The organism is Streptomyces sp. NPDC093111, from assembly GCF_040683955.1.
Classification (GTDB): domain Bacteria; phylum Actinomycetota; class Actinomycetes; order Streptomycetales; family Streptomycetaceae; genus Streptomyces.
Window position 1 is genome coordinate 34,918 of the sequence record NZ_JBFBNW010000025.1, and the last position, 25,564, is coordinate 60,481.

The 25,564-nt window shown below is 72.5% G+C and carries 22 protein-coding genes; 11 read left to right on the forward strand and 11 right to left on the reverse strand.

All coding sequences use genetic code 11. The annotated features are described in order from the left end of the window. The first annotated feature begins 117 nt into the window (after window positions 1-117). The 5 genes from hisC to AB0Q96_RS33505 all read left to right on the forward strand — a co-directional run bounded on the left by hisC (window position 118) and on the right by AB0Q96_RS33505 (window position 9,384). Window positions 118-1,215 (forward strand): histidinol-phosphate transaminase, encoded by a 1,098-nt coding sequence (hisC, locus tag AB0Q96_RS33485; RefSeq protein ID WP_365332124.1) that lies wholly within the window; start codon window positions 118-120, stop codon window positions 1,213-1,215. A gap of 285 nt (window positions 1,216-1,500) precedes the next feature. After that, window positions 1,501-3,006 (forward strand): cytochrome ubiquinol oxidase subunit I, encoded by a 1,506-nt coding sequence (locus tag AB0Q96_RS33490; protein WP_365332126.1) that lies wholly within the window; start codon window positions 1,501-1,503, stop codon window positions 3,004-3,006. A gap of 18 nt (window positions 3,007-3,024) precedes the next feature. Further along, window positions 3,025-4,026: a cytochrome d ubiquinol oxidase subunit II gene (cydB, locus tag AB0Q96_RS33495; RefSeq protein ID WP_365332128.1), complete on the forward strand. Its 1,002-nt coding sequence runs from the start codon at window positions 3,025-3,027 to the stop codon at window positions 4,024-4,026. A 58-nt stretch (window positions 4,027-4,084) separates the two neighbouring features. Beyond that, on the forward strand, window positions 4,085-7,651 hold the full coding sequence (gene cydD / locus AB0Q96_RS33500; RefSeq protein ID WP_365332130.1) for a thiol reductant ABC exporter subunit CydD: 3,567 nt from the start codon (window positions 4,085-4,087) through the stop codon (window positions 7,649-7,651). Between the two features lie 20 nt (window positions 7,652-7,671). Next, entirely contained in the window at window positions 7,672-9,384 is a 1,713-nt protein-coding gene (locus AB0Q96_RS33505) for a GAF domain-containing protein (protein ID WP_365332131.1), read from the forward strand. An 80-nt stretch (window positions 9,385-9,464) separates the two neighbouring features. Here the strand turns inward: AB0Q96_RS33505 and AB0Q96_RS33510 are convergent, their stop codons facing one another. From AB0Q96_RS33510 to AB0Q96_RS33525, 4 genes are all read right to left on the reverse strand, one after another. Next, on the reverse strand, window positions 9,465-10,325 hold the full coding sequence (locus AB0Q96_RS33510) for a Cof-type HAD-IIB family hydrolase (RefSeq protein ID WP_365332133.1): 861 nt from the start codon (window positions 10,323-10,325) through the stop codon (window positions 9,465-9,467). A gap of 299 nt (window positions 10,326-10,624) precedes the next feature. Continuing rightward, a complete protein-coding gene (locus AB0Q96_RS33515) occupies window positions 10,625-11,308 on the reverse strand; it encodes a hypothetical protein (RefSeq protein ID WP_365332135.1) in 684 nt (227 codons plus the stop codon). Window positions 11,309-11,403: 95 nt separating this feature from the next. Further along, entirely contained in the window at window positions 11,404-12,255 is an 852-nt protein-coding gene (locus AB0Q96_RS33520; RefSeq protein WP_365332137.1) for a hypothetical protein, read from the reverse strand. After that, window positions 12,252-12,797 (reverse strand): RNA polymerase sigma factor, encoded by a 546-nt coding sequence (locus AB0Q96_RS33525; protein ID WP_365332139.1) that lies wholly within the window; start codon window positions 12,795-12,797, stop codon window positions 12,252-12,254. Before AB0Q96_RS33525 ends, AB0Q96_RS33520 begins: the two co-directional genes overlap by 4 nt. A gap of 88 nt (window positions 12,798-12,885) precedes the next feature. On the opposite strand from AB0Q96_RS33525, the gene AB0Q96_RS33530 reads away from it, so the two are divergent. Both AB0Q96_RS33530 and AB0Q96_RS33535 read left to right on the forward strand, forming a co-directional pair. Then, on the forward strand, window positions 12,886-13,797 hold the full coding sequence (locus AB0Q96_RS33530; protein WP_365332141.1) for a serine/threonine-protein kinase: 912 nt from the start codon (window positions 12,886-12,888) through the stop codon (window positions 13,795-13,797). Window positions 13,798-13,981: 184 nt separating this feature from the next. Further along, window positions 13,982-14,869 (forward strand): LLM class flavin-dependent oxidoreductase, encoded by an 888-nt coding sequence (locus AB0Q96_RS33535; protein ID WP_365332142.1) that lies wholly within the window; start codon window positions 13,982-13,984, stop codon window positions 14,867-14,869. Between the two features lie 18 nt (window positions 14,870-14,887). Here AB0Q96_RS33535 and AB0Q96_RS33540 read toward each other — a convergent pair whose 3' ends face one another. The 5 genes from AB0Q96_RS33540 to AB0Q96_RS33560 form a co-directional block, all read right to left on the reverse strand. Next, a complete protein-coding gene (locus tag AB0Q96_RS33540) occupies window positions 14,888-15,340 on the reverse strand; it encodes a hypothetical protein (RefSeq protein WP_365332144.1) in 453 nt (150 codons plus the stop codon). 15 nt (window positions 15,341-15,355) lie between these two features. Next, window positions 15,356-15,901 (reverse strand): RNA 2'-phosphotransferase, encoded by a 546-nt coding sequence (locus tag AB0Q96_RS33545; protein ID WP_365332146.1) that lies wholly within the window; start codon window positions 15,899-15,901, stop codon window positions 15,356-15,358. A gap of 107 nt (window positions 15,902-16,008) precedes the next feature. Further along, a complete protein-coding gene (locus tag AB0Q96_RS33550) occupies window positions 16,009-16,941 on the reverse strand; it encodes a MerR family transcriptional regulator (protein WP_365332148.1) in 933 nt (310 codons plus the stop codon). A 68-nt stretch (window positions 16,942-17,009) separates the two neighbouring features. Continuing rightward, a complete protein-coding gene (locus AB0Q96_RS33555; RefSeq protein ID WP_365332150.1) occupies window positions 17,010-18,788 on the reverse strand; it encodes an SDR family oxidoreductase in 1,779 nt (592 codons plus the stop codon). After that, on the reverse strand, window positions 18,785-19,645 hold the full coding sequence (locus tag AB0Q96_RS33560) for a M24 family metallopeptidase (protein WP_365332152.1): 861 nt from the start codon (window positions 19,643-19,645) through the stop codon (window positions 18,785-18,787). Before AB0Q96_RS33560 ends, AB0Q96_RS33555 begins: the two co-directional genes overlap by 4 nt. Before the next feature lie 240 nt (window positions 19,646-19,885). Between AB0Q96_RS33560 and AB0Q96_RS33565 the strand changes: the two genes are divergently transcribed. Genes AB0Q96_RS33565 through AB0Q96_RS33580 form a run of 4 tightly spaced genes read left to right on the forward strand, consistent with a single transcriptional unit; the run spans window position 19,886 to window position 23,389 of the window. Then, complete coding sequence (locus AB0Q96_RS33565) at window positions 19,886-20,842, forward strand: ABC transporter ATP-binding protein (RefSeq protein WP_365332255.1); 957 nt, start codon at window positions 19,886-19,888, stop codon at window positions 20,840-20,842. Next, entirely contained in the window at window positions 20,839-21,744 is a 906-nt protein-coding gene (locus tag AB0Q96_RS33570) for an ABC transporter permease (protein ID WP_365332154.1), read from the forward strand. The genes AB0Q96_RS33565 and AB0Q96_RS33570 overlap by 4 nt, the downstream gene beginning before the upstream one ends. Next, window positions 21,741-22,655: an ABC transporter ATP-binding protein gene (locus tag AB0Q96_RS33575; protein ID WP_365332155.1), complete on the forward strand. Its 915-nt coding sequence runs from the start codon at window positions 21,741-21,743 to the stop codon at window positions 22,653-22,655. Before AB0Q96_RS33570 ends, AB0Q96_RS33575 begins: the two co-directional genes overlap by 4 nt. Window positions 22,656-22,669: 14 nt before the next feature. After that, complete coding sequence (locus AB0Q96_RS33580; protein ID WP_365332157.1) at window positions 22,670-23,389, forward strand: ABC transporter permease subunit; 720 nt, start codon at window positions 22,670-22,672, stop codon at window positions 23,387-23,389. A gap of 59 nt (window positions 23,390-23,448) precedes the next feature. On the opposite strand, the gene AB0Q96_RS33585 is transcribed toward AB0Q96_RS33580, so the two are convergent. Then, a complete protein-coding gene (locus AB0Q96_RS33585) occupies window positions 23,449-24,699 on the reverse strand; it encodes an MFS transporter (RefSeq protein WP_365332257.1) in 1,251 nt (416 codons plus the stop codon). Between the two features lie 80 nt (window positions 24,700-24,779). Next, window positions 24,780-25,460 carry a FadR/GntR family transcriptional regulator gene (locus AB0Q96_RS33590; RefSeq protein WP_365332259.1) on the reverse strand — a complete coding sequence of 227 codons (681 nt, stop codon included), beginning with the start codon at window positions 25,458-25,460 and terminating at the stop codon, window positions 24,780-24,782. Window positions 25,461-25,564 lie beyond the last annotated feature (104 nt).

Sequence of the window (25,564 nt, forward strand, 5' to 3'; positions counted from 1 at the left end):
CACCCCTGGGCGCGCTCCCCCCGTTGTCGCTCCGTTGTCCACAGGCCATTCGCAGCAGGGCCGAATCCTCATAAGGTGAGCAGCATTGGCGGTACGGACGGTCGAGGAGGCCACACTGTGAGCGAGACCAGCGGGACGAGCACCGGCAGCCCGAAGCTGCGCGCCGAGCTGGACGGCATCCCCACCTACAAGCCGGGCAAGCCGGCCGCCGCGGGCGGACCGGTCGCCTTCAAGCTCTCGTCGAACGAGAACCCCTATCCGCCGCTGCCGGGGGTCCTGGAGAGCGCGCTGGCCGCGGCCGCGACCTTCAACCGCTACCCGGACATGGCGTGCACGGGGCTGATGAACGAGCTCGCCGACCGCTTCGGCGTCCCGGTCTCGCACATCGCCACCGGCACCGGCTCGGTCGGCGTCGCCCAGTCTCTGATCCAGGCGACCGCGGGTCCGGGCGACGAGGTGATGTACGCCTGGCGCTCCTTCGAGGCGTACCCGATCATCACGCAGATCAACGGGGCCACCTCGGTGCAGGTGCCGCTGACCGACGGCGATGTGCACGACCTCGACGCGATGGCCGAGGCGATCACCGAGCGGACCCGGCTGATCTTCGTCTGCAACCCCAACAACCCCACGGGCACCGCGGTGCGCCGTGCGGAGCTGGAGCGCTTCCTGGACCGGGTGCCCTCCGACGTCCTCGTGGTCATCGACGAGGCGTACCGCGAGTTCGTCCGTGACACCGAGGTCCCGGACGGCGTGGAGCTCTACCGCGACCGGCCGAACGTGGCGGTGCTGCGGACCTTCTCGAAGGCGTACGGCCTGGCCGGGCTGCGGGTCGGTTTCGCGATCGCCCACGAGCCGGTGGCGGCGGCGCTGCGCAAGACGGCGGTGCCGTTCGGCGTCAGCCAGCTCGCGCAGGACGCGGCGGTGGCCTCGCTGCGGGCGGAGGACGAGCTGCTCGGGCGGGTCGGCTCGCTGGTGGCCGAGCGCGCGCGGGTCCATGCGGGGCTCGTGGCCCAGGGCTGGACCGTGCCGGACACCCAGGCGAACTTCGTCTGGCTGCGGCTCGGCGAGCGGACCATGGACTTCGCGGCGGAGTGCGAGCGGCACGGCGTGGTGGTGCGTCCGTTCGCGGGCGAGGGCGTCCGCGTCACGATCGGTGAGACCGAGGCGAACGACCTGTTCCTGAAGACGGCGGAGGGCTTCCGCCAGGAGGGCTGATCAGCCCTCGGAGAGTGTGTCGAAGCAGACTTCCTCGCCCCGTGTCCGGGCGGTGGAGACGATCGGGAGAGCCCCCACGAGCGCCTTGCTCGTGGGGGTTTTCTCGATGCTCTCGGGCGTGACCCCCGGTAGGGGGACCCCCCGATCGAAGGTGCGGATTTCGTATGAGCCATAATGCTTGTGAATGTGAACGCGTTCACAAGCGTGTCCCTGTTCCTCCCGGGATTGGTGGGATTAAAGGGGCAAACTGCCGTTATGAACACGGCGATGTAAGGAGAAGACGACGTGGACCTAGCTTTGGCGCCGGAGACTCTGGCGCGTTGGCAGTTCGGCATCACCACCGTCTATCACTTTCTCTTCGTCCCGCTGACGATCTCCCTCGCCGCCCTCACCGCCGGTCTCCAGACGGCCTGGGTGCGCACCGAGAACGAGAAGTACCTCAGGGCGACGAAGTTCTGGGGCAAGCTCTTCCTGATCAACATCGCCATGGGTGTCGTCACCGGCATCGTGCAGGAGTTCCAGTTCGGCATGAACTGGTCCGACTACTCGCGTTTCGTCGGCGACATCTTCGGCGCGCCCCTCGCCTTCGAGGCGCTGATCGCGTTCTTCTTCGAGTCCACCTTCATCGGCCTGTGGATCTTCGGCTGGGACAAGCTGCCGAAGAAGATCCACCTCGCCTGCATCTGGATGGTGTCGATCGGCACCGTCCTGTCCGCGTACTTCATCCTCGCGGCCAACTCCTGGATGCAGCACCCGGTCGGCTACCGGATCAACGCCGAGCGGGGACGGGCCGAGCTCACCGACTTCTGGCTGGTGCTCACCCAGAACACCGCGCTCACCCAGTTCTTCCACACCATCACGGCGGCCTTCCTGGTCGGCGGCGCGTTCATGGTGGGAATCTCCGCCTTCCACCTGGCCCGCAAGCGGCACATCGCCGTGATGCGGACCTCGCTGCGGGTCGGCCTGGTCACCCTGATCATCGCCGGCCTCGGCACCGCGATCAGCGGTGACCTGCTTGGCAAGGTCATGTTCAAGCAGCAGCCCATGAAGATGGCCGCCGCCGAGGCGCTCTGGGACGGCCAGGCACCCGCACCCTTCTCCGTGTTCGCGTACGGCGACGTCGAGAAGGGCCACAACACGGTCGCCATAGAGATCCCGGGCCTGCTGTCCTTCCTCGCGAACGACGACTTCAGCTCGTACGTCCCGGGCATCAACGACGTCAACAAGGCCGAGCAGGAGAAGTTCGGTCCCGGCGACTACCGGCCGAACATCCCCGTCGCCTACTGGGGCTTCCGCTGGATGATCGGCTTCGGCATGGCCTCGCTGACCATCGGGATCGTGGGCCTCTGGTTGACCCGCAAGAAGTTCATGCTGGCGCCAGGGCTGCGGACCGGTGAGGACGAGGTGCCGAATCTGGTGCTGTTCAAGCGGAAGGCGCTCAGCCCCCGCCTGGGCAAGTGGTACTGGATCGTCGCCCTGTGGACCATGGCCTTCCCGCTGATCGCCAACTCCTGGGGCTGGATCTTCACCGAGATGGGCCGCCAGCCGTGGGTCGTCTACGGCGTGCTGCGCACCCGGGACGCCGTCTCCCCCGGGGTCTCCACGGGCGAGGTGCTCACGTCGATGATCGCCTTCACGCTGCTTTACGCCGTGCTCGCCGTGATCGAGGTGAAGCTGCTGGTCAAGTACGTCAAGGCCGGCCCGCCCGAGCTCACCGAGGACGACCTCAACCCGCCCACCAAGATCGGCGGGGACCGCGACCCCGACCGGCCCATGGCCTTCTCGTACTGAGGCTCAGGAGATCGAGGCATGGAACTCCACGACGTCTGGTTCGTACTCATCGCCGTCCTCTGGATCGGCTACTTCTTCCTCGAAGGATTCGACTTCGGGATCGGAGTCCTGACCAAGCTGCTCGCGCGCGACCGCACCGAGAAGCGGGTCCTCATCAACACCATCGGTCCCGTCTGGGACGGCAACGAGGTGTGGCTGCTGACGGCCGGCGGCGCGACCTTCGCCGCCTTCCCCGAGTGGTACGCGACCCTCTTCTCGGGCTTCTACCTGCCGCTGCTGATCATCCTGCTCTGCCTGATCGTGCGGGGTGTCGCCTTCGAGTACCGTGCGAAGCGGTCTGAGGAGAAGTGGCAGCGCAACTGGGAGCAGGCCATCTTCTGGACCTCCCTGGTCCCCGCGTTCCTGTGGGGCGTGGCCTTCGGCAACATCGTGCGCGGAGTGAAGATCGACCGCGAGATGGAGTACGTCGGCACCTTCTGGGACCTGCTCAACCCGTACGCCCTGCTCGGCGGACTGGTCACGCTCACCCTGTTCACCTTCCACGGAGCCGTCTTCGCCTCGCTCAAGACGCTCGGCGACATCCGCACCCGGGCCCGGGCGCTCGCGCTCAAGCTGGGTCTGGTCACCGCGGTGCTCGCGCTCGTCTTCCTCATCTGGACCCAGGTGGACAACGGCGACGGCTGGAGCCTGCTGGCCCTGGTGATCGCGGCGGTCTGCCTGGTCGGGGCGATCGGGGCGATCAAGATCGGGCGGGAGGGCTGGTCGTTCGCGCTCTCGGGCGTCACGATCGCCGCCGCGGTGGCGATGCTCTTCCTGGCGCTGTTCCCGAACGTCATGCCGTCCTCGCTGGACCCCGCGTGGAGCCTCACGGTCACGAACGCGTCGTCGAGCCCGTACACGCTCAAGATCATGACGTGGTGCGCGGCCATCGCGACCCCGTTGGTGCTGCTCTACCAGAGCTGGACCTACTGGGTGTTCCGCAAGCGGATCGGCACGCAGAACATCGCCCAGGCCCACTAGGCCGTCCGACAGGCCCTGGCCGGACCCGCACCGGCCTCATCAGGGGAGCATGTTTCACGTGAAACCGATCGATCCGCGGCTGCTCCAGCACGCCCGCGCCACCCGGGTCTTCCTCACGGCGGTGGTCGTGCTCGGTCTCGTCGGGGCGGCGCTGGTCGTCGCCCAGGCGATGCTCATCGCCGAGATCGTGGTCGGGGCCTTCCAGAAGGGCCTGTCGGCCTCCGGGCTCACCACGCCCCTGCTGCTGCTCGCCGGAGTGGCGGCGGGGCGGGGGCTGGTCGCCTGGCTGACCGAGCTCGCCGCCCACCGGGCGAGCGCGGCGGTCAAGTCCGAGCTGCGCGGGCGGCTGCTCCGGCACGCGGCCCGGCTCGGGCCGGGATGGCTCAGCGGGCAGAAGGCCGGTTCGCTGGCCGCGCTCGCGACGCGGGGCGTGGACGCGCTCGACGACTACTTCGCGCGCTATCTGCCGCAGCTGGGGCTCGCGGTGGTGGTCCCGGTGGCGGTCCTCGCCCGGATCGTCACCGAGGACTGGGTCTCGGCCGCGATCATCGTGGTGACGCTGCCGCTGATCCCGGTCTTCATGATCCTGATCGGCTGGTACACCCAGGCCCGGATGGACCGTCAGTGGAAGCTGCTCTCCCGTCTGTCGGGGCACTTCCTCGACGTGGTGGCCGGACTGCCCACGCTCAAGGTCTTCGGCCGGGCCAAGGCCCAGGCCGAGAACATCCGGTCGATCACCGCCGACTACCGGCGGGCGACCATGCGGACGCTGCGGATCGCGTTCCTCTCCTCCTTCGCCCTCGAACTGCTCGCCACCCTCTCGGTGGCCCTGGTCGCCGTCACCATCGGCATGCGGCTGGTCCACGGGGACCTCGACCTGTACACCGGCCTGGTCATCCTGATCCTGGCGCCGGAGGCCTATCTGCCGCTGCGGCAGGTGGGGGCGCAGTACCACGCGGCGGCCGAGGGGCTCGCCGCCGCCGAGGAGATCTTCGAGGTCCTGGAGCGCCCGGTGCCGGAGGCCGGTACGGGGCCGGTGCCCGCGTCGACACGGCTGGAGCTCGACCGGGTGACGGTGCGTCACGCGGGGCGCGCGGAGCCCTCCCTGGACGCGGCCACGCTGACCGTGGAGCCGGGCGAGACGGTGGCCCTGGTGGGGCCGAGCGGGGCCGGCAAGTCGACGCTCCTCGACGTGGTCCTCGGCTTCGTGGCCCCGGAGGACGGCGGCTCGGTCCGGGTCGACGGCGCCGAACTGGCCTCCCTGGACCTGGAGGAGTGGCGGTCGCGGATCGCCTGGGTGCCGCAGCGCCCCTACCTGTTCGCCGGGACGATCGCCGAGAACGTGCGCCTGGCCAGGCCGGACGCCTCCGACGAGGCCGTGCGCCGGGCCCTGCGGGACGCGGGCGCCGAGGAGTTCGTCGCCGAGCTGCCCGAGGGCACGGAGACCGTGCTCGGCGAGGACGGCGCCGGTCTGTCGGCCGGCCAGCGCCAGCGCCTCGCCCTCGCCCGGGCGTTCCTGGCCGACCGGCCGCTGCTGCTCCTGGACGAGCCGACGGCCGCGCTGGACGGCGCGACCGAGGCCGCCGTCGTGGACGCCGTCCGCCGCCTCGCCGCGGGCCGCACGGTCCTGCTCGTCGTCCACCGGCCCGCGCTGCTCGCGGTCGCCGACCGGGTGGTGCGGATCGAGGGCGCCCCGGCCGCCGACCGGGCCTCCGTCCCGTACTCCCCCGTCACGGCGGCCCGCCTCACGGACGACCTGGGCGAGCCGCTCCCGTCCCGCCCGAGCGACGAGGCCGAAGGGGACGCGCCCGAGAGCCGCGAGCCCGTGCGCGACGCCGACGGCTCCCCCGCGCGCTCGGTCCTCGGCCGGGTCCGGGGCATGGCCGGGGAGCTGCGGGGCCGCATGGCGCTCGCGCTGCTGCTCGGCAGCCTGGCGCTCGGCTCCGCCGTCGGGCTGATGGCCGTCTCCGGCTGGCTCATCTCCCGCGCCTCCGAGCAGCCGCCCGTGCTCTATCTGATGGTCGCCGTCACCGCGACCCGCGCCTTCGGCATCGGACGGGCCGTGTTCCGCTACGCCGAGCGGATCGTCTCGCACGACGCCGTGCTGCGGATGCTCGCCGACCTGCGGGTGGCCGTCTACCGGCGCCTGGAGCGGATCGCCCCCGCCGGGCTGCGCCGCACGCGGCGCGGCGACCTGCTCGCCCGGCTCGTCCAGGACGTCGACGCCCTCCAGGACTACTGGCTGCGCTGGCTGCTGCCGGCGGGCGCCGCCCTGCTCGTCGGCGCCGGTTCGGTCGGGTTCACCGCCTGGCTGCTGCCCGAGGCCGGCGCCGTGCTCGCCGCGGGCCTGGTGCTCGCCGGCGTGGGCGTCCCGCTGATCGGCGGCGCGCTCGCCCGCCGGGCCGAACGCCAGCTCGCGCCCGCCCGCGGCACGCTCACCACCGCCGTGGTCGACCTGCTGCGGGGCTGCGCCGAACTCACCGTCGCCGGGGCCCTCAAGGACCGCGAGGAGCGGGCCGGGGCGGCCGACCGCACGCTCACCGGCATCGCCTCCCGCCAGTCCGCCGCCACCGCGCTCAGCGCCGGCCTCTCCGCCCTGATCTGCGGCCTCACGGTCGCCGGGGCCGCGCTCGTCGGCGTCCAGGCGGTACGCGAGGGACGCCTGGAGGGCGTCGCGCTCGCCGTCGTCGTACTCACCCCGCTGGCCGCCTTCGAGACCGTCACCGGGCTGCCGCTGGCCGTCCAGTACCGCCAGCGGGTGCGGCGCAGCGCCGAGCGGGTCCTCGACGTGCTCGACGCGCCCGTGCCCGTACACGAGCCGGAGACCCCCGCGACGCCGCCGGCCGCGCCCTTCCCGCTGGAGCTGGCCGGGCTCACCGCCCGGCACGCCGGGCAGGGCCGGCCCGCGCTCGACGCCTTCGCGCTCACCCTGGAGGCCGGCCGGCGGGTCGCCGTGGTCGGTACCTCCGGCTCCGGCAAGACCACGCTCGCGCAGGTCCTGCTGCGCTTCCTGGACGCGGAGTCCGGCACGTACCGGCTCGGCGGCACCGCGGCGGCCGAACTCGACGGGGACGAGGTCCGGCGCTTCGTCGGTCTGTGCGCCCAGGACGCCCACATCTTCGACAGCACCATCCGGGAGAACCTCCGGCTCGCCAGGACCGGCGCCTCCGACGAGGACCTGCGCGGCGCGCTCGGCCGGGCCCGGCTCCTGGACTGGGTGGACGGGCTGCCGGACGGCCTCGACACCCTGGTGGGCGAGCACGGCTCGCGGCTCTCCGGCGGGCAGCGGCAGCGCCTCGCGCTCGCCCGGGCGCTCCTCGCCGACTTCCCCGTCCTCGTCCTCGACGAGCCGGCCGAACACCTGGACCTGGCCACCGCCGACGCGCTCACCGACGACCTGCTCCGGGAGACCGAGGGCCGTACGACCGTGCTGATCACCCACCGTCTGCACGGCCTCGACGCCGTCGACGAGGTCCTGGTCCTGGACCGGGGCCGGACCGTGCAGCGCGGGGCGTACGCGGAGCTGGCGGCGGCCGACGGACCGCTGCGGCGGATGCTGGAAAGGGAGCGGGAGAGCGATCTGCTGTCGGCCTCCGACCAGACGCCGACTTTTCTTGGCAAATAGGACTAACTAGGCTCAGGCCCATGACTGCCGCCGTGCCCGACGCCCCGGACCCGCTCGAAGCCGCGACCCAGGCCACGCGCAGCCTGCAAGGGCTCTCCACCGAGCTCACCGCCCGCGTGCCCCAGCTCCTGGAGGCCATGCGCTCGGTCGGCACCGGCCTCGAACTGCACTCCACGCTCGACCGGATCTGCGAGACCGCGGCCGAGCTGGCCGACGCCCGCTACGCCGCGATCGGCGTGGTCGACGAGGAGGGCGACGGGCTCTCCGACTTCGTCACCTACGGCGTCGGGGACGAGGTGGCCCGCCGGATCGGGCGCCTTCCCGACGGGCACGCCGGGCTGCTCGGCGCGCTCATCCAGGACCCGCAGACGATCCGGCTCGCCGACCTGTCGGCCGATCCGCGCGCGGCCGGATTCCCGCCGGGACACCCGCCGATGCGCACCTTCCTCGGCGTTCCGATCCGGGTGCAGGGCGAGATCTTCGGCAATCTCTACCTCGCCGAGAAGCGCGGCGGCGGCGAGTTCAACGACTACGACGTGCACATGGTCCGGGTGCTCGCCACCGAGGCCGGGATCGCGATCGGCAACGCGCGCCTGTACGAGGCCGCCATGCAGCGCGAGCGCTGGATCGACGGTTCGGTCGCCGTCACCACCGCGCTGCTCTCCGGCGGCGACGCCGACGACGCCCTCACCGTCGTCGCCGAGCAGGCCCGCCGGCTCGCCGACGCGGCCGCCGGGATCGTGCTGCTGCCCGCGGAGGAGGGCGGCCTGGAGATCGTCGCGGCCTCCTCGCCGCACCCCACCAAGTCGCTCGGGGTGGTGATCCCGCCCGAGAGCCCCGTCGTGCAGCGGCTGATGGAGGGCGAGGCGGTGTTCGTGGCCGACGCCTCCAGTGACGTACGGATGGTGCACCGGCTCGCCGCCCAGTACGGGCCCGCGATGCTGCTGCCGCTGCAGAGCGGCGGCCGGGTGCTGGGCGCGCTCGCCACCCCGCGGGCCCGGGGCGCCCGGCAGTTCACGGAGACCGAGCGGACCCTGGCCACCCAGTTCGCCTCGCAGGCGGCGCTCGCCCTGATGATGGCCGAGGCGCAGCGGGACCGGGAGCGGCTCGCGGTCTTCGAGGACCGCGACCGGATCGCCCGTGACCTGCACGACCTGGTCATCCAGCGGCTCTTCGCCACCGGGATGATGCTGGAGAGCGCCCAGCGGAAGTCGGTCGTGCCGGCCGTGCAGGAGGGCGTCGGCAAGGCGGTGGACGAGCTGGACGTCACCATCCAGGAGATCCGTACCGCGATCTTCGCGCTCCAGCAGGGGCCCGCCGAGGCCCCCTCGGGGCTGCGCACCCGGGTGCTGCGGGAGATCAACATGGCGGCCGTGCCGCTGGGCTTCAAGCCCTCCCACCGCTTCCTCGGCGCGATCGACGCGACGGTCGGCGAGCTCACCGGCAAGAACCTCATCGCCGCCCTGCGCGAGGCCCTGTCGAACGCCTTCCGGCATTCGGGGGCGACCCGGATCGAGGTGGTGGTGGACGCCGGTGTCACGCTCCCGGACGGCACCGCCGGGGTCCGGCTCTCGGTCGCGGACGACGGCGTCGGCATCCCCGAGGGTGGCCGGCGCAGCGGCCTGCGCAACCTGGCCCGGCGGGCCGAGTCGCTGGGCGGCGCGAGCTGGTGCGACCCGGGCATCGGGGAGGACGACGGCGGTACGACGGTGGTGTGGGAGGCCCCGCTGTAGGTGCCTGGCGGGCCGCCGGGCCTTGGGCGGGGGCCGGTCGCGGGGCCCTCGCGGTACGGAGGTTCGCCCCGGGCCGGTGTCTAGCGGTTCGCCGCCGCTTCCGCGACGAGCTGCTCGATGATCACGGCGACGCCGTCCTCGTTGTTGCCGACGGTGCGCCCCGAGGCGGCGGTGATGACGTCCGGGTGGGCGTTGCCCATCGCGTACGAGCGGCCGGCCCAGCTGAGCATCTCGATGTCGTTGGGCATGTCGCCGAAGGCCACGACCTCCTGCGCGGTGATGCCGCGCTCGGCACAGCAGTGCGCCAGGGTGGATGCCTTCGAGACGCCGAGGCCGCTGATCTCGATGAGGGCGGTGGGGCTGGAGCGGGTGATCGAGGCCAGGTCGCCGGCGGCCTCGCGGGCGGCGGCGAGGAAGGCGTCGGGGTCGAGCTCGGGGTGCTGGGCGAGGAGCTTGAGCACCGGCGCGGCGACCCCGGGGGCCTCCTCGAACAGCAGCTTCTCGGCGGTGGCGACGGTGGCGCCGGGGTCGAGGAAGAACGGCGGGTACTCGGGCTCGTAGTGGATCCCGGTGGTGAGCTCGACCGCGAAGGAGGTGCCGGGCGCGGCGGCCCGCAGGGCGCGGACGACGTCCAGGGCGACGGGCCGCTCCAGCGGCCTGACCTCCAGGAACGTGCCGCCGGCGTGCAGGTCCACGACCGCGGCGCCGTTGGCGCAGATCGCGAGGCCGTGGCCGTGCACGTGCTCGCGGACGACGTCCATCCAGCGGGCGGGGCGTCCGGTGACGAAGAAGACCTCGATGCCCGCGCGCTCGGCGGAGGCGAGGGCCGCGACGGTGCGCTCCGAGACGGACTTGTCGTCCCGCAGCAGGGTTCCGTCGAGGTCGGTGGCGATCAGCCGGGGGGCCGGGGCTTCGGGGCGCGCGAGATGGGGTGAGGTCACCGATCCATTGTTCCGCAGAAAATGCACGGGCGTGCGAGGGGGTGCACATCTGAGTGTGACGGAGCGGGGCCGGGGTGTGACGGGGGGCGGCGGGGGCTGGACGGGAGCCGCACGGAGGTCGGACGGGGTGTGACGGGACTCGCACGGAGGTCGGGCGGGAGCCGGACGGGCGCCGCACGGGAGCCGTACGGAGGCCGGACGGGACTCGCACGGGACCCGTACGGAGGTCCGACGGGAGCCGCCGGGGGCCCGGACGGGGCCCGCTCCGCCCGGTGGTGCGGGCGGAGCGGGGGTCCCGTTCAGGAGGAGAGGCGGTTCAGTGCCGCGGTGGCGATGCCCGCGAAGGAGGTCGGGGCGGGCCGGCCGGTCAGCTCGACGACGGCGATCCTGGTGCCGCTGCGCAGGACCGCGACCCCGCCGCTGACAGCGCCGTCGCCGTTGTAGGACGCGTACCAGCGGGCGGTGCCGCCGGTGGTGGTCACGGTGTGGGCCGCGCCGTAGCGCCAGTGGCCGGCGGGCTCGTCCTGGCAGTCCTGGACGAGGGCGACGAGCTGCTTCTCCCAGGTGGCGGCCGTGGTCTTGGTGGGGGCGCTCGCGGCCGACTCGGTCAGCATGCCGTCCTTGGCGAGGGTCCAGTTCACGGACGCGTACGCGGTGGCCTTGGCCTTGGTCAGGTCGCGCATCGTCGTCTCGCCGGAGCAGGCGGACAGCGCCTGCCGTCCGGTCAGCTCGACGGTCGCGCCGACCGGGTTCAGGCCCTTCCGGACGTAGTCCTCGCTCTGGACGAGGGCGGCGGAGCCGAGTCCGGGCGCGGCGACCGCGGCCGGGCGGGCGACGCCGGCGGTGCGGTGGGCGGCCCCGTCCGCGGTGGCCGACTGGGCGCCCACGACGGTGGCCGTCATCACCGCGGCGGCGAAGCAGGCCGCGGCGGCGACGCGGTTGCGGCGAACGGACTTCTGCTGGACGGTCCGGTTCTCGTTCATCTGGTCCCCCTGCTGGTCGGGACGCCTGCTGCGTCCTCGTACAACCGGGGGAGATGCCGCCGCGGGACGGAAAGTTGGAGCGCCGACCGCCTGTTTCACAGCTGTGACAGAGCGGTCCTGACGACGCGGTCCATCGCGGCCGTCCCCAGGCAGGCGTCGACCTCCAGCACTCCGTAGTGGGTGCCGCTGCGCAGCACGGCGATGCCGCCGCAGGGCTCCTTGTCCTCGGGCGCCGTGCCGGTGGTGTTGAGGGATCCCGAGTAGGCGCCCATCCAGCGCGCGGTGACGTCCGGGGCGAGCCGCAGGGTCGTGGTCTTTCCGTAGACCCAGTGCCCCGGCGTCTCCTCCTGGCAGGGCACCTGCTCCAGCAGCAGGCGCTCGGCGAAGTTCTGCGCCAGGGAAGGGCTCCGGGCCTCGGCGGCGAACTGGCGGGCGATCTGGTCGGCGCTGTCCAGGGCCAGGGTGGGGTCGCCCGGGTCGGTGCGGGTGCCGGTCATCAGTCCCCGGAAGTGGGCACCGGGCCCGCCCAGGGTCTCCTCAAGGGTCTTCTCCCCGGTGCAGGCCGCGTTGGCGTAATGCCCGTCGCCGAACCGGTCGGTGACGTGGATCCGCCCGGTGGCGATGTCCGGGCCGAACGCCGCGGGTCCCAGCAGGTTCGCCTTCGTCACCGGCCCGGTCGCACCGGTCGCACCGGCCGGCGCGGCGGATCCGGAGGACGAGGGCGTCGGGGCGGGCCCGCCGGGCGTCGCGGGAGCGGACGCGCCCCGGGAGGCCCCGCCGGCCGCGGCGACCGGTCGCGCCGCGGGGTCCGCGTCGGCTCCGGGGGGCGGCGGCAGGACGAACCGGCCGGTCGCCAGCCCGAGCGCGGCGGCCGCCACCAGGGCGGCGACGGCGGACCGGGTCCGGACGACGGTGCGGCCGGCGCCCGTGGCGGGACCGCCGTTCACCGACCGGTGACCAGGCGCTCGCGCATGAAGCGGCGGGCCTGGTGGATGCGGTCCTTGACCGTGCCCAGCGGGGCGCCCAGCTCCTCGGCCACCTGGACGTAGGTCAGGTCGCCCAGGTCGCGCAGCACGAAGGACTCCACCAGGGCGGGGTGCTGCTGCTCCAGCGCGGCCAGCGCCTCCATCAGGTCGAGCCGGCTCCCGGCGATGACGCTGGTGGTGCGCGGGTCGACGGACTCGGGGAGGTCGGCGTGGCTGTCCTCGGCGCGTCGGCGCATCGAGCGGTAGGTGGCCCGGGCGGCGTTCGAGGCGATCACCGTCACCCAGCCGAGGAAGGAGCCTTGGCCGCTGTACCCGCCCAGGTGCGTGCTGATGGAGAGCAGCGCGTCCTGTGCGGCCTCCTCCGCGTCGGCGTGGTGGGGCAGGAAGCGCGAGCAGCGGCGCAGCACCACCGGCCGCAGCTTGGCCAGCAGGTACTCCATCGCGCCCGGGTCGCCCGCCTGAGCAGCTGCCACGAGCCGTTCCAGCTCGCCGTCCTCGAACACCCGGATCCCCCCGATTCGTCCCGCCTGGCATCCCGCCCGCCGAACGGGAGTTCCCCACTCCCCCTCGACTCCGGCAGAATGCTGCCACATGCGCAAGCTCGGCCGTTACCTCCTCCTGGAGCGGCTCGGAGCGGGCTCCTTCGCGACGGTCTGGAAGGCCTACGACCCGGAGCTCGACACCGAGGTCGCGGTCAAGGTGCTGGCCGACAACTGGGCCGCCAACGCCGATGTCCGCGAGCGGTTCCTGGCGGAGGCGAGGCTGTTGCGCCGGATCGCCAGCCCTCGGGTGGTCCGCGTGCACGACGTCGGGGTGCAGGAGGACCGGCCCTACTTCGTCATGGACCTCGTACGCGGCGGCACCCTGGCGGACCGGGTCGGGCAGTGCGACCCGCAGGAGGCGCTGCGGCTGGCCGCGGAGGCGGGCTACGCGGTCCAGGTCCTGCACGAGGCGGGTGTGGTGCACCGCGACGTCAAGCCGTCGAACCTGCTGCTCGCCACCGGCCCCGCGCCCGCCGCGGTGCTGGTGGCGGATCTGGGCAGCGCGAAGCAGCTGGCCGACGCGTCCGGGCTGACGGTGACCACGGGCACGCCCGCGTACATGGCACCGGAGCAGGCCTTCCAGACCGGCGGGTTCGACGGGAGGGCCGACGTGTACGCGCTGGCCGTCGTGGCCTACGAGCTGCTGACCGGGCGTAAGCCGTTCGGTCCGGGCGGGCGGGCCACGGCCCTGATGACCGACCAGCCGACCGCCTCGACGCTGCCGGCGCTCCCGGCCGAAGCGGAGCTCCCCCCGAACGTCGCCCTGCTGCTGCGGGCCGCGATGTCCGTCGAGCCGGCGGACCGGCCGGCGACGGCCCAGGCCTTCGCGGACGCGCTGCTGGCTCCGGTGCCGCAGCCCCGGCCCCTGGAAGGCCGCGGGCTGCTGACCCCGCGCGCGGTCTGTCTGGCGTCGGGCACGGTGTTCACGGCGACGACCCTGTTGAGCTGGCTGCTGCGGTGAATCCGGCGCCCTGACCGTCGCGCATGCCGCGGACCGGGGCGCGGCACCGGCTCCGTCCGGGACGAAGCGGTCGTCGAGGCAGCGGCCCGTCGAGGTAGTGGCCGTCGAGGCGGCGGCTTGTCGAGGCAGCGGCCCGTCGAGGCAGCGGGCGCCGGCCGCTGACGCTTACCGTAGGGTCGTTGGTATGCGTCTGAGCACGGTGATCCTCCCCATCCACCGGTGGGCCGAGGGACAGAAGATCTGGCGGCGGGCCGAGGACCTCGGCTTCCACACCGCGTACACCTACGACCACCTGTCCTGGCGGAGCTTCCGCGACGGTCCGTGGTTCGGGGCGATCCCGACGCTGACCGCCGCCGCCGGGGCCACCGAGCGGATGCGCCTGGGGACGCTCGTCACCTCGCCGAACTTCCGGCACCCGGTCACGCTCGCCAAGGATCTGATCTCGCTCGACGACATCTCGGGCGGGCGGGTCACGCTGGGCATCGGGGCCGGCGGCAACGGCTTCGACGCGACCGCGCTGGGGCAGGAGGCGTGGACGCCGAAGGAGCGGGCGGACCGCTTCGCCGAGTTCGTCCCGCTGCTCGACCGGCTGCTCACCGAGGACGCGGTCTCCGCACGGGGCACGTTCTACTCGGCGGACGAGGCCCGCAACATCCCCGGCTGCGTGCAGCGTCCCCGGCTGCCGTTCGCGGTGGCGGCGACCGGCCCGCGCGGGCTGAAGCTGGCCGCGCGGCACGGGCAGGCGTGGGTGACGACGGGTGACCCGAAGCTGTTCGAGACGGGCACTCCGGAGCAGTCCCTGGAGGCGCTGCGCGGGCAGCTGGCCAAGCTGGGCAAGGCGTGCGCGGAGATCGGCCGGGACGTCGAGCCGATGGAGAAGGTGCTGCTCACGGGGTTCACCCCGGACCGTCCGCTGGACTCCCTCGACGCCTTCGTGGACTTCGCGGGGAAGCACTTCGAGCTGGGCTTCACCGAGCTGGTCGTCCACATGCCGATCGCGGACTCGGTGTTCGCGGCCGACGAGTCGGTCTTCGAGAAGATCGCCACGGGGGCGCTCGACCAGCTCCGCTGAGGCGGAGGGCCCGGCCGGTCAGCGGACCTGGCGTGACAGCCACGGGGTGAGCGAGATCCCGGTGACGAGCTCCTTGTAGGTCTCGTCGCCGGGGAGCGGGACGATCAGCCACCAGCCGGTCGGGAAGAAGCGGCCCTTCACATGGGCCAGCCCGCCGTGGGCGGAGCGGAGGAACGCGGGGACCGCGTCCCGGGGGACGTCGTCGAAGTGGATGCCCTCGACCGTGATCCTCGCGTCGTCCTCGGGGTACAGCCGGACGGTGATCGAGGGGGAGCCGCCGAGCTCGACGAATGCCTCGTGGGGGAGCGAGCCGTCCGGGTCGAGGACGCTGAAGGCGTGGGCGGAGGTACGGCGGGAGGTCTGGTCGGTGCCTATGGCGTCGGTGACGGTCATCTCCAGGTTGAACTCCCGGGCGATCTCGCGGATCGCGGCGACAGCCGACTCGGTGCTGGGCAGATGCGGGTGTCCCATGGGAACGATCATGCCTCAGGCCGGGAAGCGGATGAAGTGCGGTGGTACGGCGTCGGTGAGCCAGACGCCGTTGGCGCTGACGTGGAAGACGTGCCCGGCCCGGTGCATCGCCCCGGCGTCGACGCTGAGCACCACGGGGCGGCCGCGCCGGGCGCCGACGCGGGTGGCGGTCTCGCGGTCGGGCGAGAGGTGCACATGGTGGCGGGCCATGGGGCGCAGGCCCTCGGTCCGGATGGCGGGGAGCGCGGCGGCGACCGTACCGTGGTGGAGGTACGCGGGCGGTTCGGCGGCCGGCAGGTCGAGGTCCACCTCGATGGTGTGACCCTGGCTGGCGCGGATGCGCGTGCCCTCGACGGCGAAGCGCTTCTTGTCGTTGGCGGCGACGACGTGGTCGAGCTCGGCGCGGGTGATCGGGAAGCCGTGCGCGGCGGTGGCCCGGAGCAGCGCGTCGATCTCGGTCCAGCCGTGCGGGTCGAGGGTGAGCCCGATGCGTTCGGGCTGGTGGCGGAGGTGTTTCGACAGGTACTTCGACACCTTCACGGTGCGTTTCTCGTCGTTCATGAATTCATTGAAGCCCCAGGTTTGATCCACAGCCAAGTGGGTTTATCCACAGGCCAATTGGCGATTCTGTGGACAACGCCCGGATGCCCTCAGGTGAATTGGCCGACTTAGGTGTCATTGTTGCTATTTGAGGTAAGAGTGTCCAATGTCCTCTTCTGTACCTCTCGTTCGGTCGCCGCCGCGATGAACGCCGACACGTTCTGCGGACCAACGAGACGCTGAACGGCCCGAATCGTCTCCGGCGGGAGCGCCACCGAGAGCGGCTCCCCGCCCTTCGGCAGCGGGGTGTCCGCCGCGAGGTGCTGCTGGAGGTGACGGGTCGCGAACAGGCGCATGGCACGAGCCAGTTCGGCGTCGACCGTCTGCTGGGCGAGCGGGCGCAGCCGCCGCACCAGGGTCGCCGCCTCGGTCGCGTCGGCGTCCGTCGGCGGGCGGTGCTCCAGATAGCGGGCGAAGACGTGCTCGGTCGTGAACTCCAGGAAACGGGAGGCGATGTGCTCGACCTGGCCGCGAAGTTCCCTCAGATGACCCGTGATCGCGGCCAGTGGGACGCCCGCCGCGTACAACTCGGCCGCCACCGCGAGCTCTTGCGGGCTGGGCACCAGGTACTCGGTGTCCCGGTCCGGGATGCGCTCCAGGACGCCGAGCTCGATCGCCTCCTGGACCGCGTCCTCGTCGGGCCGCCCGCCGAAGCGCGCGTCGAGCTCGGCCCGCGAGATCCGGTCCGCCTCCTCGTCCGTCCACGGCCCGTCGACCTCGGCGACCAGGCCGAGCACCCCGCCGAGACCGCGGCCGGCGTCCCAGGCCTCCAGGAGCTCCTTGATGGAGGCCAGGGTGTAGCCGCGGTCCAGCAGGTCCGCGATCTGCCGCAGCCTGGCCAGATGCGTGTCCCCGTACACGTTCGACCGGCCGCGCCGCTCGGGGCGGGGCAGCAGGCCGCGGTCCTGGTAGGCGCGGATCGTCCGGACCGTGGCCCCGCTGTGATGGGCCAGATCCTCGATCCGGTACTCCGGATGTGCTGCCCGCTCCGACGAATGCACCGACGACCCCACTCCCACCGACCGCTCCCATCTGCCCTGCGAGGGATGGTACGACCGCCCGCCCGCCGTTACGCCGGCGGCTGCCAGCGGGCCAGGGCCCTCAGCAGTCCCGGGGAGAACCGGGAGGCCAGGTGCGCGCCCCGGGCCTCCGGGGTCACCGGGACGACGGCCTGGTCGCGCAGGACCGCGCGCAGGATCGCGTCCGCGACCTTCTCCGGCGGGTAGTTGCGCAGCCCGTAGAGCCGCGAGGCCTTCTTCTGGCGCCGCTTCTCCTCCGCCTCGTCCGTGACGCCGGCGAACCGGGCCGTGGACGTGATGGCGGTGTTGACGATGCCGGGGCAGATCGCCGAGACCCCGATGCCCTGGTCCGCGAGCTCGGCCCGCAGGCACTCGCTCAGCATCAGCACCGCCGCCTTCGACGTGCTGTACGCGGGCAGGGCGCGGGAGGGCTGGAAGGCCGCCGCGGAGGCCGTGTTGACGATGTGGCCGCCCTGGCCGCGCTCGGCCATCTGCGCGCCGAACACCCGGCAGCCGTGGATGACGCCCCACAGATTGACGTCGAGGACCCGCTTCCACTCCTCGCTGGTCGTGTCGAAGAAGGAGCCGGTCAGGCCTATGCCCGCGTTGTTGACCAGCACGTCGACCACGCCGTACTCGCTCGCCACCTTCGCGGCCAGCTTCTCCATCGCCGCCTCGTCGGCGACGTCGGCGGTCTCGCCCCAGGCGGCGGGCGCGCCGATCAGCCGGGCCATCTCGGCCGTACGGGCGGCGCCGTCGGCGTCCCGGTCCACCGCCACGACCCGGGCGCCGGCCTCCGCGAACGCGAAGGCGGTGGCCCGGCCGATGCCGCTGGCCGCGCCGGTCACCAGGACCAGCTGGCCGCCGAAGCGCTCCGCGTACTCCGGCCGTACCCCGCTCTTGGCCGCTGTCTTAGGCGCCTTGGTCGCCGGGTCCTCGTTGGCCTCGACGAACTCGGTGATCCAGGCGGCCAGTTGGTCGGGCCGGGTGCGCGGCACCCAGTGCTTGGCCGGCAGGGTGCGCCGGGTCAGGTCCGGCACCCAGTCGGCCAGGTCGTCGTAGAGCCGCTCGGAGAGGAAGGCGTCCCCGGTCGGGGTGATCAGCTGCACCGGCGTGTGCGCGTAGGCGTCGGCGCGCGGCCGGGAGAGCCGGGCCCGCACGTTGTCCCGGTAGAGCCAGGCGCCGTGCGCCGCGTCGCTCGGCAGCGACGGCGTCGGGTAGTCGCCCGCCGGGATCCGCTCCAGCCGCTCCAGGAGGCGAGGCCAGCGCTTGCCGAGCGGCCCGCGCCAGGCGAGCTCCGGCAGGACCGGGGTGTGCAGCATGTACACGTACCAGGACTTGGCGCCCTGGCCGAGGAGCTGGCCGACCCGGCGCGGGGTGGGCCGGGTCATCCGGCTCTTGATCCAGTGCCCGAAGTGGTCGAGGGACGGGCCGGACATCGAGGTGAAGGAGGCGATCCGGCCCTCGGTGCGCGGGACCGTCGCGAACTCCCAGGACTGCACCGAGCCCCAGTCGTGGCCCACCAGGTGGACCGGGCGGTCCGGGCTGACCGCGTCGGCGACCGCCAGGAAGTCGTCCGTCAGCTTCTCCAGCGTGAACCCGCCGCGCAGCGGGGCCGGCGCCGTCGACCGGCCGTGGCCCCGGACGTCGTACAGCACCACGTGGAAGCGCTCGGCGAGGCGGCCCGCGACCTCCGACCAGACCTCCTTGGAGTCCGGATAGCCGTGCACCAGCAGCACGGTCGGCCGGGTCTCGTCGCCCAGCTCGGCCACGCACAGCTCGATCCCGCCCGTGCGGACCCAGCGCTCCCGCGCCCCGTCGGTCGTCACGCCGCCACCTCTTCCTCGCTCCAGCGCCGCACGTGCGGCAGGTCGTCGTCCAGCCAGAACGCGCTCTGCTCGGGGTCCCGGGAGTCGGTGACGACCAGGATCTCCTCGAACTTCGCGCCCGTACCCCGGAATCCGAGGTGCGGCTCGACCGCCCACAGGCCCGCCCTGGGCGGGTGGTCGGAGAACCTGTACGGCGACCACAGCGGCGACCAGCCGTCCCGGTGGCCGTGCAGGGCATCGCTCGCCAGGCCCTTGAGGGACTGGGTGCCGAAGCCGAACAGCGTCGGCGACCAGCGCCGCTCCCTCACCCGGTCGATCTTGTGGGCGATCACGCCGAAGGGATAGGCCCGGTGCCGGTTCGCATACCCCTGGCGGACCATCAGGCGGTCCACGTCCTCGTATATCTCCCGCAGCGTGCGGCGCTCGCGCACCTCGCGCAGGATCAGCGCGCGGTGCTCCCTGAGATCGGCGAGCAGCTTGTCCTGGACGGGATTGAGGCCCAGGGAGCCCGAGTAGCCGATGTCCGCCGTGTAGCCCTTGTAGACCGGGGCCATGTCGAGGATGAACGGCATCCCGGCCTCCAGCCGCCGGTTGGTCGGGAAGAACTGGAGCGGGATCTTGAAGTCCACGAAGGCCGTCCGGTCGCCGAACCAGGCGAACGGGCGGTGGAACCAGTCCTTCACCCCGCGCTCGTACAGCCACTCCCGCTGCATCCGGGCCGCGTCGCGCTCGGTCACACCTGGCTTGAGCTGGGCCGCGACGGCCTCCGCGCACTCGTACGAGAGGCGCTGCACCTCTCTGAATCCGCGCAGCTCCGCGGTGAGCCCACGCGTCCCTGCCGTGCCTGTTGAGGCCATGCCACCCGCCCGTCCCGTGTGAGCGTCCGGCGACGCTACGCGTACGTAACTTGACATCGATGAATGTGACAATGCTCGGCGGCTGCGTCAAGGGGTCCGGCGCCGCCTGTGGAAAACCCGTGGCCGGAACGACTTTGGTCTCGACTCCCCTACGGGCTTGTACGCCTGGAGTCGGAGAGGGATCGAGCCGTTGGGCTGACGACCTGTGTGGCGCACACCACTACCGTCGTAGGCGTGACTGTGATCGCGACCGAAAGCCTCAGCAAGCGGTTCCCCCGGGTGACCGCTCTCGACCGGCTCTCCCTGGACATCGGGCCCGGTGTGACCGGACTTGTGGGTGCCAACGGAGCCGGCAAGTCGACGATGATCAAGATCCTTCTTGGTCTGTCCCCGGCCACGGAGGGCCGCGCCGAAGTCCTCGGACTCGACGTGGCGACCTCCGGCGCCCAGATCCGTGAGCGCGTCGGCTACATGCCGGAGCACGACTGCCTGCCGCCGGACGTCTCGGCGACCGAGTTCGTCGTCCACATGGCGCGCATGTCCGGCCTGCCCGCGACCGCCGCCCGTGAGCGGACCGCGGACACCCTGCGCCACGTCGGTCTGTACGAGGAGCGCTACCGCCCCATGGGCGGCTACTCGACCGGCATGAAGCAGCGGGTGAAGCTGGCCCAGGCCCTCGTCCACGACCCGAAGCTGGTCCTCCTCGACGAGCCGACCAACGGCCTCGACCCGGTCGGCCGCGACGACATGCTCGGCCTGATCCGGCGGGTCTGGACGGACTTCGGCATCTCGGTCCTGGTCACCTCACACCTCCTCGGCGAGCTGGAGCGCACCTGCGACCACGTCGTCGTCATCGACGGCGGCCGGCTGCTCCGCTCCAGCTCCACCAGCGAATTCACCCGCACGACCACGACCCTCGCGGTCGAGGTCACCGACTCCGAGGCCCACCCCGACGGCACGGAGGCGCTCCGCGCCGCCCTGACCGCCGCCGGAGCGACCCTGCACGGCGGGACGGAGGAGGGCCTGCCGGGCGCCGGGCACATCCTGCTCCTGGAGGCCCCGGGCGAGGAGGTCTACGACCTGGTCCGCGACACCGTCGCCGACCTCGGCCTCGGCCTGGTCCGGATGGAGCAGCGCCGGCACCACATCGCCGAGGTCTTCAAGCCGCAGCAGCAGGAGGAGGTGCCGACGCGATGAGCTCCCAGGCCACTGACAGCACGGCGAACACCCAGATCCACAACATCGGCTACCGCGGCTACGACGGAGCCCGCCTCGGCCGCCCCGCCGCACGCCGGGCGCTGTTCTCCCAGTCGCTGCGCGGCGCGTACGGACTGGGCCGCAGTGCCAAGTCCAAGGTGCTGCCGATGCTGCTCTTCGCCGTGATGTGCGTGCCGGCGCTGATCATCGTCGCCGTCGCGGTCTTCACCAAGTCGTCGAAGCTGGCCATCGAGTACACGCAGTACGCGATCTTCCTCCAGATGGTGATCGCCATCTTCGTGGCCTCCCAGGCCCCGCAGTCGGTCTCCCGCGACCTCAGGTTCCGCACCGTCCCCCTCTACTTCGCCCGTCCGATCGAGCGCGTGGACTACGTGCTCGCCAAGTACGGGGCGATGGCCTCCGCGATGTTCATCCTCACCGCCTCCCCGCTGCTGATCCTCTGGATCGGCTCGCTGCTCGCCAAGATGGACTTCGCCGAGCAGACGAAGATGCTCGGCCAGGGCCTCGTCTCCGTGGCGCTGCTCTCGCTGCTCTTCGGCGGCATCGGCCTCGTCATGGCGGCCCTCACCCCGCGCCGCGGCTTCGGCGTCGCCGCCGTCATCGCCACCCTGGTGATCTCGTACGGGGCGGTCTCCACCCTCCAGGGCATCGCCTACGGCACCGACAACGTCGGCGCGGTCAAGTGGATCGGCCTGTTCTCGCCGATCACCCTCATCGGCGGCGTGCAGGACGCCTTCCTCGGTGCGCCCACCGCCGCCCCCGGCGGGGAGGCCGCCGCACCCGGCACCGCGGTCGGCGCGCTCTACGTGCTGGTCGTCCTCGCGCTGATCGCCGGTTCGTACGGCGTGCTGATGCGCCGCTACCGAAAGGTCGGGCTGTGACCACCCTGAACATCGACCACGCCTCGCGCTGGTTCGGCAACGTCGTGGCCGTCAACGACGTCACCATGACCGTCGGTCCCGGGGTCACGGGCCTGCTCGGCCCCAACGGCGCCGGAAAGTCGACGCTGATCAACATGATGGGCGGCTTCCTGCCCCCCTCCACCGGCACCGTCACCCTCGACGGCGAGGCGATCTGGCGCAACGAGTCGGTCTACCGGAAGGTCGGTGTCGTCCCCGAGCGGGAGGCGATGTACGACTTCCTCACCGGCCGCGAGTTCGTCGTCGCCAACGCGGAGTTGCAGGGCCTCGGCGACGAGGAGGCCCGACGGGCCCTCGCCACGGTCGAGATGGAGTACGCCCAGGACCGCAAGATCTCCACGTACAGCAAGGGCATGCGGCAGCGCGTGAAGATGGCCTCGGCCCTCGTCCACGAGCCGTCCGTGCTGCTGCTCGACGAGCCCTTCAACGGCATGGACCCGCGCCAGCGCATGCAGTTGATGGACCTGCTGCGCCGGATGGGCGCCGAGGGCCGTACGGTCCTGTTCTCCTCGCACATCCTGGAGGAGGTCGAGCAGCTCGCCTCGCACATCGAGGTGATCGTGGCCGGACGGCACGCCGCCTCCGGCGACTTCCGCCGCATCCGCCGCCTCATGACGGACCGGCCGCACCGCTACCTCGTCCGCTCCAGCGACGACCGGGCCCTGGCGGCGGCGCTGATCGCCGATCCGTCGACGGCCGGCATCGAGGTCGACCACACGGCCGAGGGCGGGCTGCGCGTCCAGGCCGTGGACTTCGGGCGGTTCACCGAACTGCTGCCGAAGGTGGCCCGGGAGCGGGGCATCCGGCTGCTCACGGTCTCGCCCTCGGACGAGTCCCTCGAATCCGTGTTCTCGTATCTCGTAGCGGCCTGAAAGGAGCCCGACCGATGTACAACCCCACAGTCGCCCGGCTCACCTACCGGGCCCTGCTCGGCCGCCGACGGGCGCTGATCCTCTTCCTGCTGCCCGCCATGCTGATCGTGATCGCCGCGGCGGTCCGCCTGTTCAACGGCGCCGACGACCAGGTCGCCGCCGACGTCCTCGGCGGATTCGCGCTGGCGACGATGGTGCCGCTGATCGGTGTCATCGCCGGCACCGGCGCCATCGGCCCGGAGATCGACGACGGCTCGATCGTCTACCTGCTGGCCAAGCCGGTGAAGCGGCCGACGATCGTCTTCACCAAGCTGATCGTCGCCATCGCCGTGACGATGGTCTTCTCGGCCGTGCCCACGCTGATCGCCGGATTCATCCTCAACGGCAACGGGCAGCAGGTCGCGGTCGCCTACACGGTGGCGGCCCTGGTGGCCTCCATCGCCTACAGCGCGCTGTTCCTGCTGCTCGGCACGGTCAGCCGCCACGCGGTCGTCATCGGCCTGGTCTACGCCCTGGTCTGGGAGGCCCTGTTCGGCTCCCTCATCGCCGGCGCCAAGACGCTCAGCGTGCAGCAGTGGGCGCTGGCCCTCGCGGAGAAGGTCACCGGCGACGGCCTGGTCACCTCCGACGTGGCCCTGCCGACCGCGGTGGTGCTGCTGGCCGCCGTGACGGTCGGGGCGACCTGGTTCGCCGGCCGGAAGCTGCGGACGATGACGTTGGCGGGCGAGGAGTAGCCCGCCCGTCCCCGGAGCCGTACGTGTCCTCAGACCACGTGTCCTCAGACCACGTGTCCTCAGACCGTACGGTTCCGGGCCGCGAACAGGCCCACCGTGAGGGCCGCCGCGCACACGCCCAGCACGGCGACGATCGGCGTGGTCCAGGTGCCGGTCGCCTGGTGCAGGGCGCCGGCGGCCAGCGGGCCGGCCGCGGCCAGCAGATAGCCGACGGTCTGCGCCATGCCGGACAGCCGGGCCGCCGTCACCGCGTCGCCCGAGCGGAGCACGATCAGGGTGAGCGCGAGGCCCACCGCACCGCCCTGGCCCACGCCGAGGATCCCCGACCAGAGCCAGGCGCCCTCCACCGGAGCCACCATCAGCCCGGTGTAGCCCGCCGCGACCAGCGTCGTGACCAGCACGATCAGCGGGCGCTGGCTGCGCATCCGGCCGGCGAGCAGCGGCACGGCGAAGGCGCCCGCCACCTGGATCAGGTTGTTGAAGGCGAAGACCACACCGGCCGTCGAGCGGCTCATCCCGTGGTCCGTGAAGATCGTCGGCATCCAGGCGATCAGGACGTACGACCACAGCGACTGCAGCCCCATGAACAGCGTCACCTGCCAGGCCAGCGGCGAGCGCCAGACGGACCGGACGGGCGCCGCGGCGGGGCTCCCGGCCCGCACCTCGTGCCCGGTACGGCCCCGGGCGATCAGCACCTGCGGCAGCCAGGCCAGCGCCGCCACCGCGGCGAGCAGCGACCAGAAGCCGAGCGAGGCCTGCCAGCCGCCGAGCGCCCGCTCCAGCGGCACCGAGGAGGCCGCGACGACGGTGGCGCCCGCGATCATCGCGCCCGTGTAGACGGAGGTCATCGAGGCGGCCCGGTCCGGGAAGTCCCGCTTGATGAGGCCGGGCATCAGGACGTTCAGCAAGGAGATGGCGGTGCCGACCAGGACGCCGCCCGCGTAGAGCGCGGCCGACCAGGGCAGGACCCGCGCGAGGACGCCGACGCCGAGCAGCAGCAGCGCCGCGAACAGCACCCGCTCCGCGCCGAAGCGGCGCCCGAGCCAGGGCGCGACCATCGCGCCGATACCGAGGAAGAGCACGGGCACCGAGGTCACCAGGGAGGTCGCGGCCGACGACAGGCCGTACGCCGCGGATATCTCGCCGACCAGCGGTGACACGCTGGCCAGCGCGGCCCGCATGTTGAGCGAGGCCAGCACGATCCCGACCAGCAGCACCGCCGGGTGGGCGAGCAGCGCCCGCCGGGCCGCCCGGCCCGCCGCGGAGGGCCGGACGTCCGCCTCGGCGTCGACGAGGACGTCGGCGGGCACGGCGGCGGGGAGGGCGCCGAGCGCGTCGGCGGGAGAGTCGGCGAGCGGGTCGGCGACGGGTGCCTCGGAGGTCTCCCGGCTCACCGCGACTCCTCCGTCAGCGCCGCGACGGTCTCCATCGGGGGCCGCAGCAGTTCGCGCGTCCGCGCCTCCGCCGCGTCCGGGTCCGCCGCCTCGATCGCCGCGACCAGCGCCTCGTGCGCGTCGATGTCGACCGGCGGCATGGCGTGGTCGCCGAGCGCCTCGGTCAGGGACTCGTGCACCTGGGCGGAGAAGAAGCGGTACACCTCGCGGAAGGCCGCGTTGTGCGTGGCCTCGACGACCGCGAGGTGGAAGGCGACGTCGGCGGCGGCGTCCCGGTCGCCGCACTCGCGCAGGCCGGCCAGGGCCGCCCGCAGCCGCAGCAGGTCATGGGTGTCCCGCCGGACCGCCGCCAGCCGGGCGGCCTCCGTCTCCAGGGCCACCCGGAGCTCCAGGATGTCCAGGGCGCCGGCGTGCCGCACCCCGCGCAGCACGGCGGCCGGGTCGGCGGTGGACCTGACGAAGGTGCCGTTGCCCTGCCGGGACTCCAGGAGCCCGGCGTGGACCAGGACGCGGACGGCCTCGCGCACGGTGTTGCGGCCGACGCCGAGCAGCTCGGCGAGCTCGTGCTCGGTCGGGATGCGGTCGCCGACCGCCCATTCGCCCTCGGCGAGCTGGGTCCGCAGCTGTTCCACCACGGAGTCGACCAGCGAGACCCGTCCCGCCGCCTTCAGCGCCATCACCGTTCCACCACTCCTTGATTCGCCCGGTTGCCCAGTCATCCTACAACTGGCCTGCCGTCACTCCTCCGCACTCCTCCGCCCCTCCGTGGCGGCGGGACTAC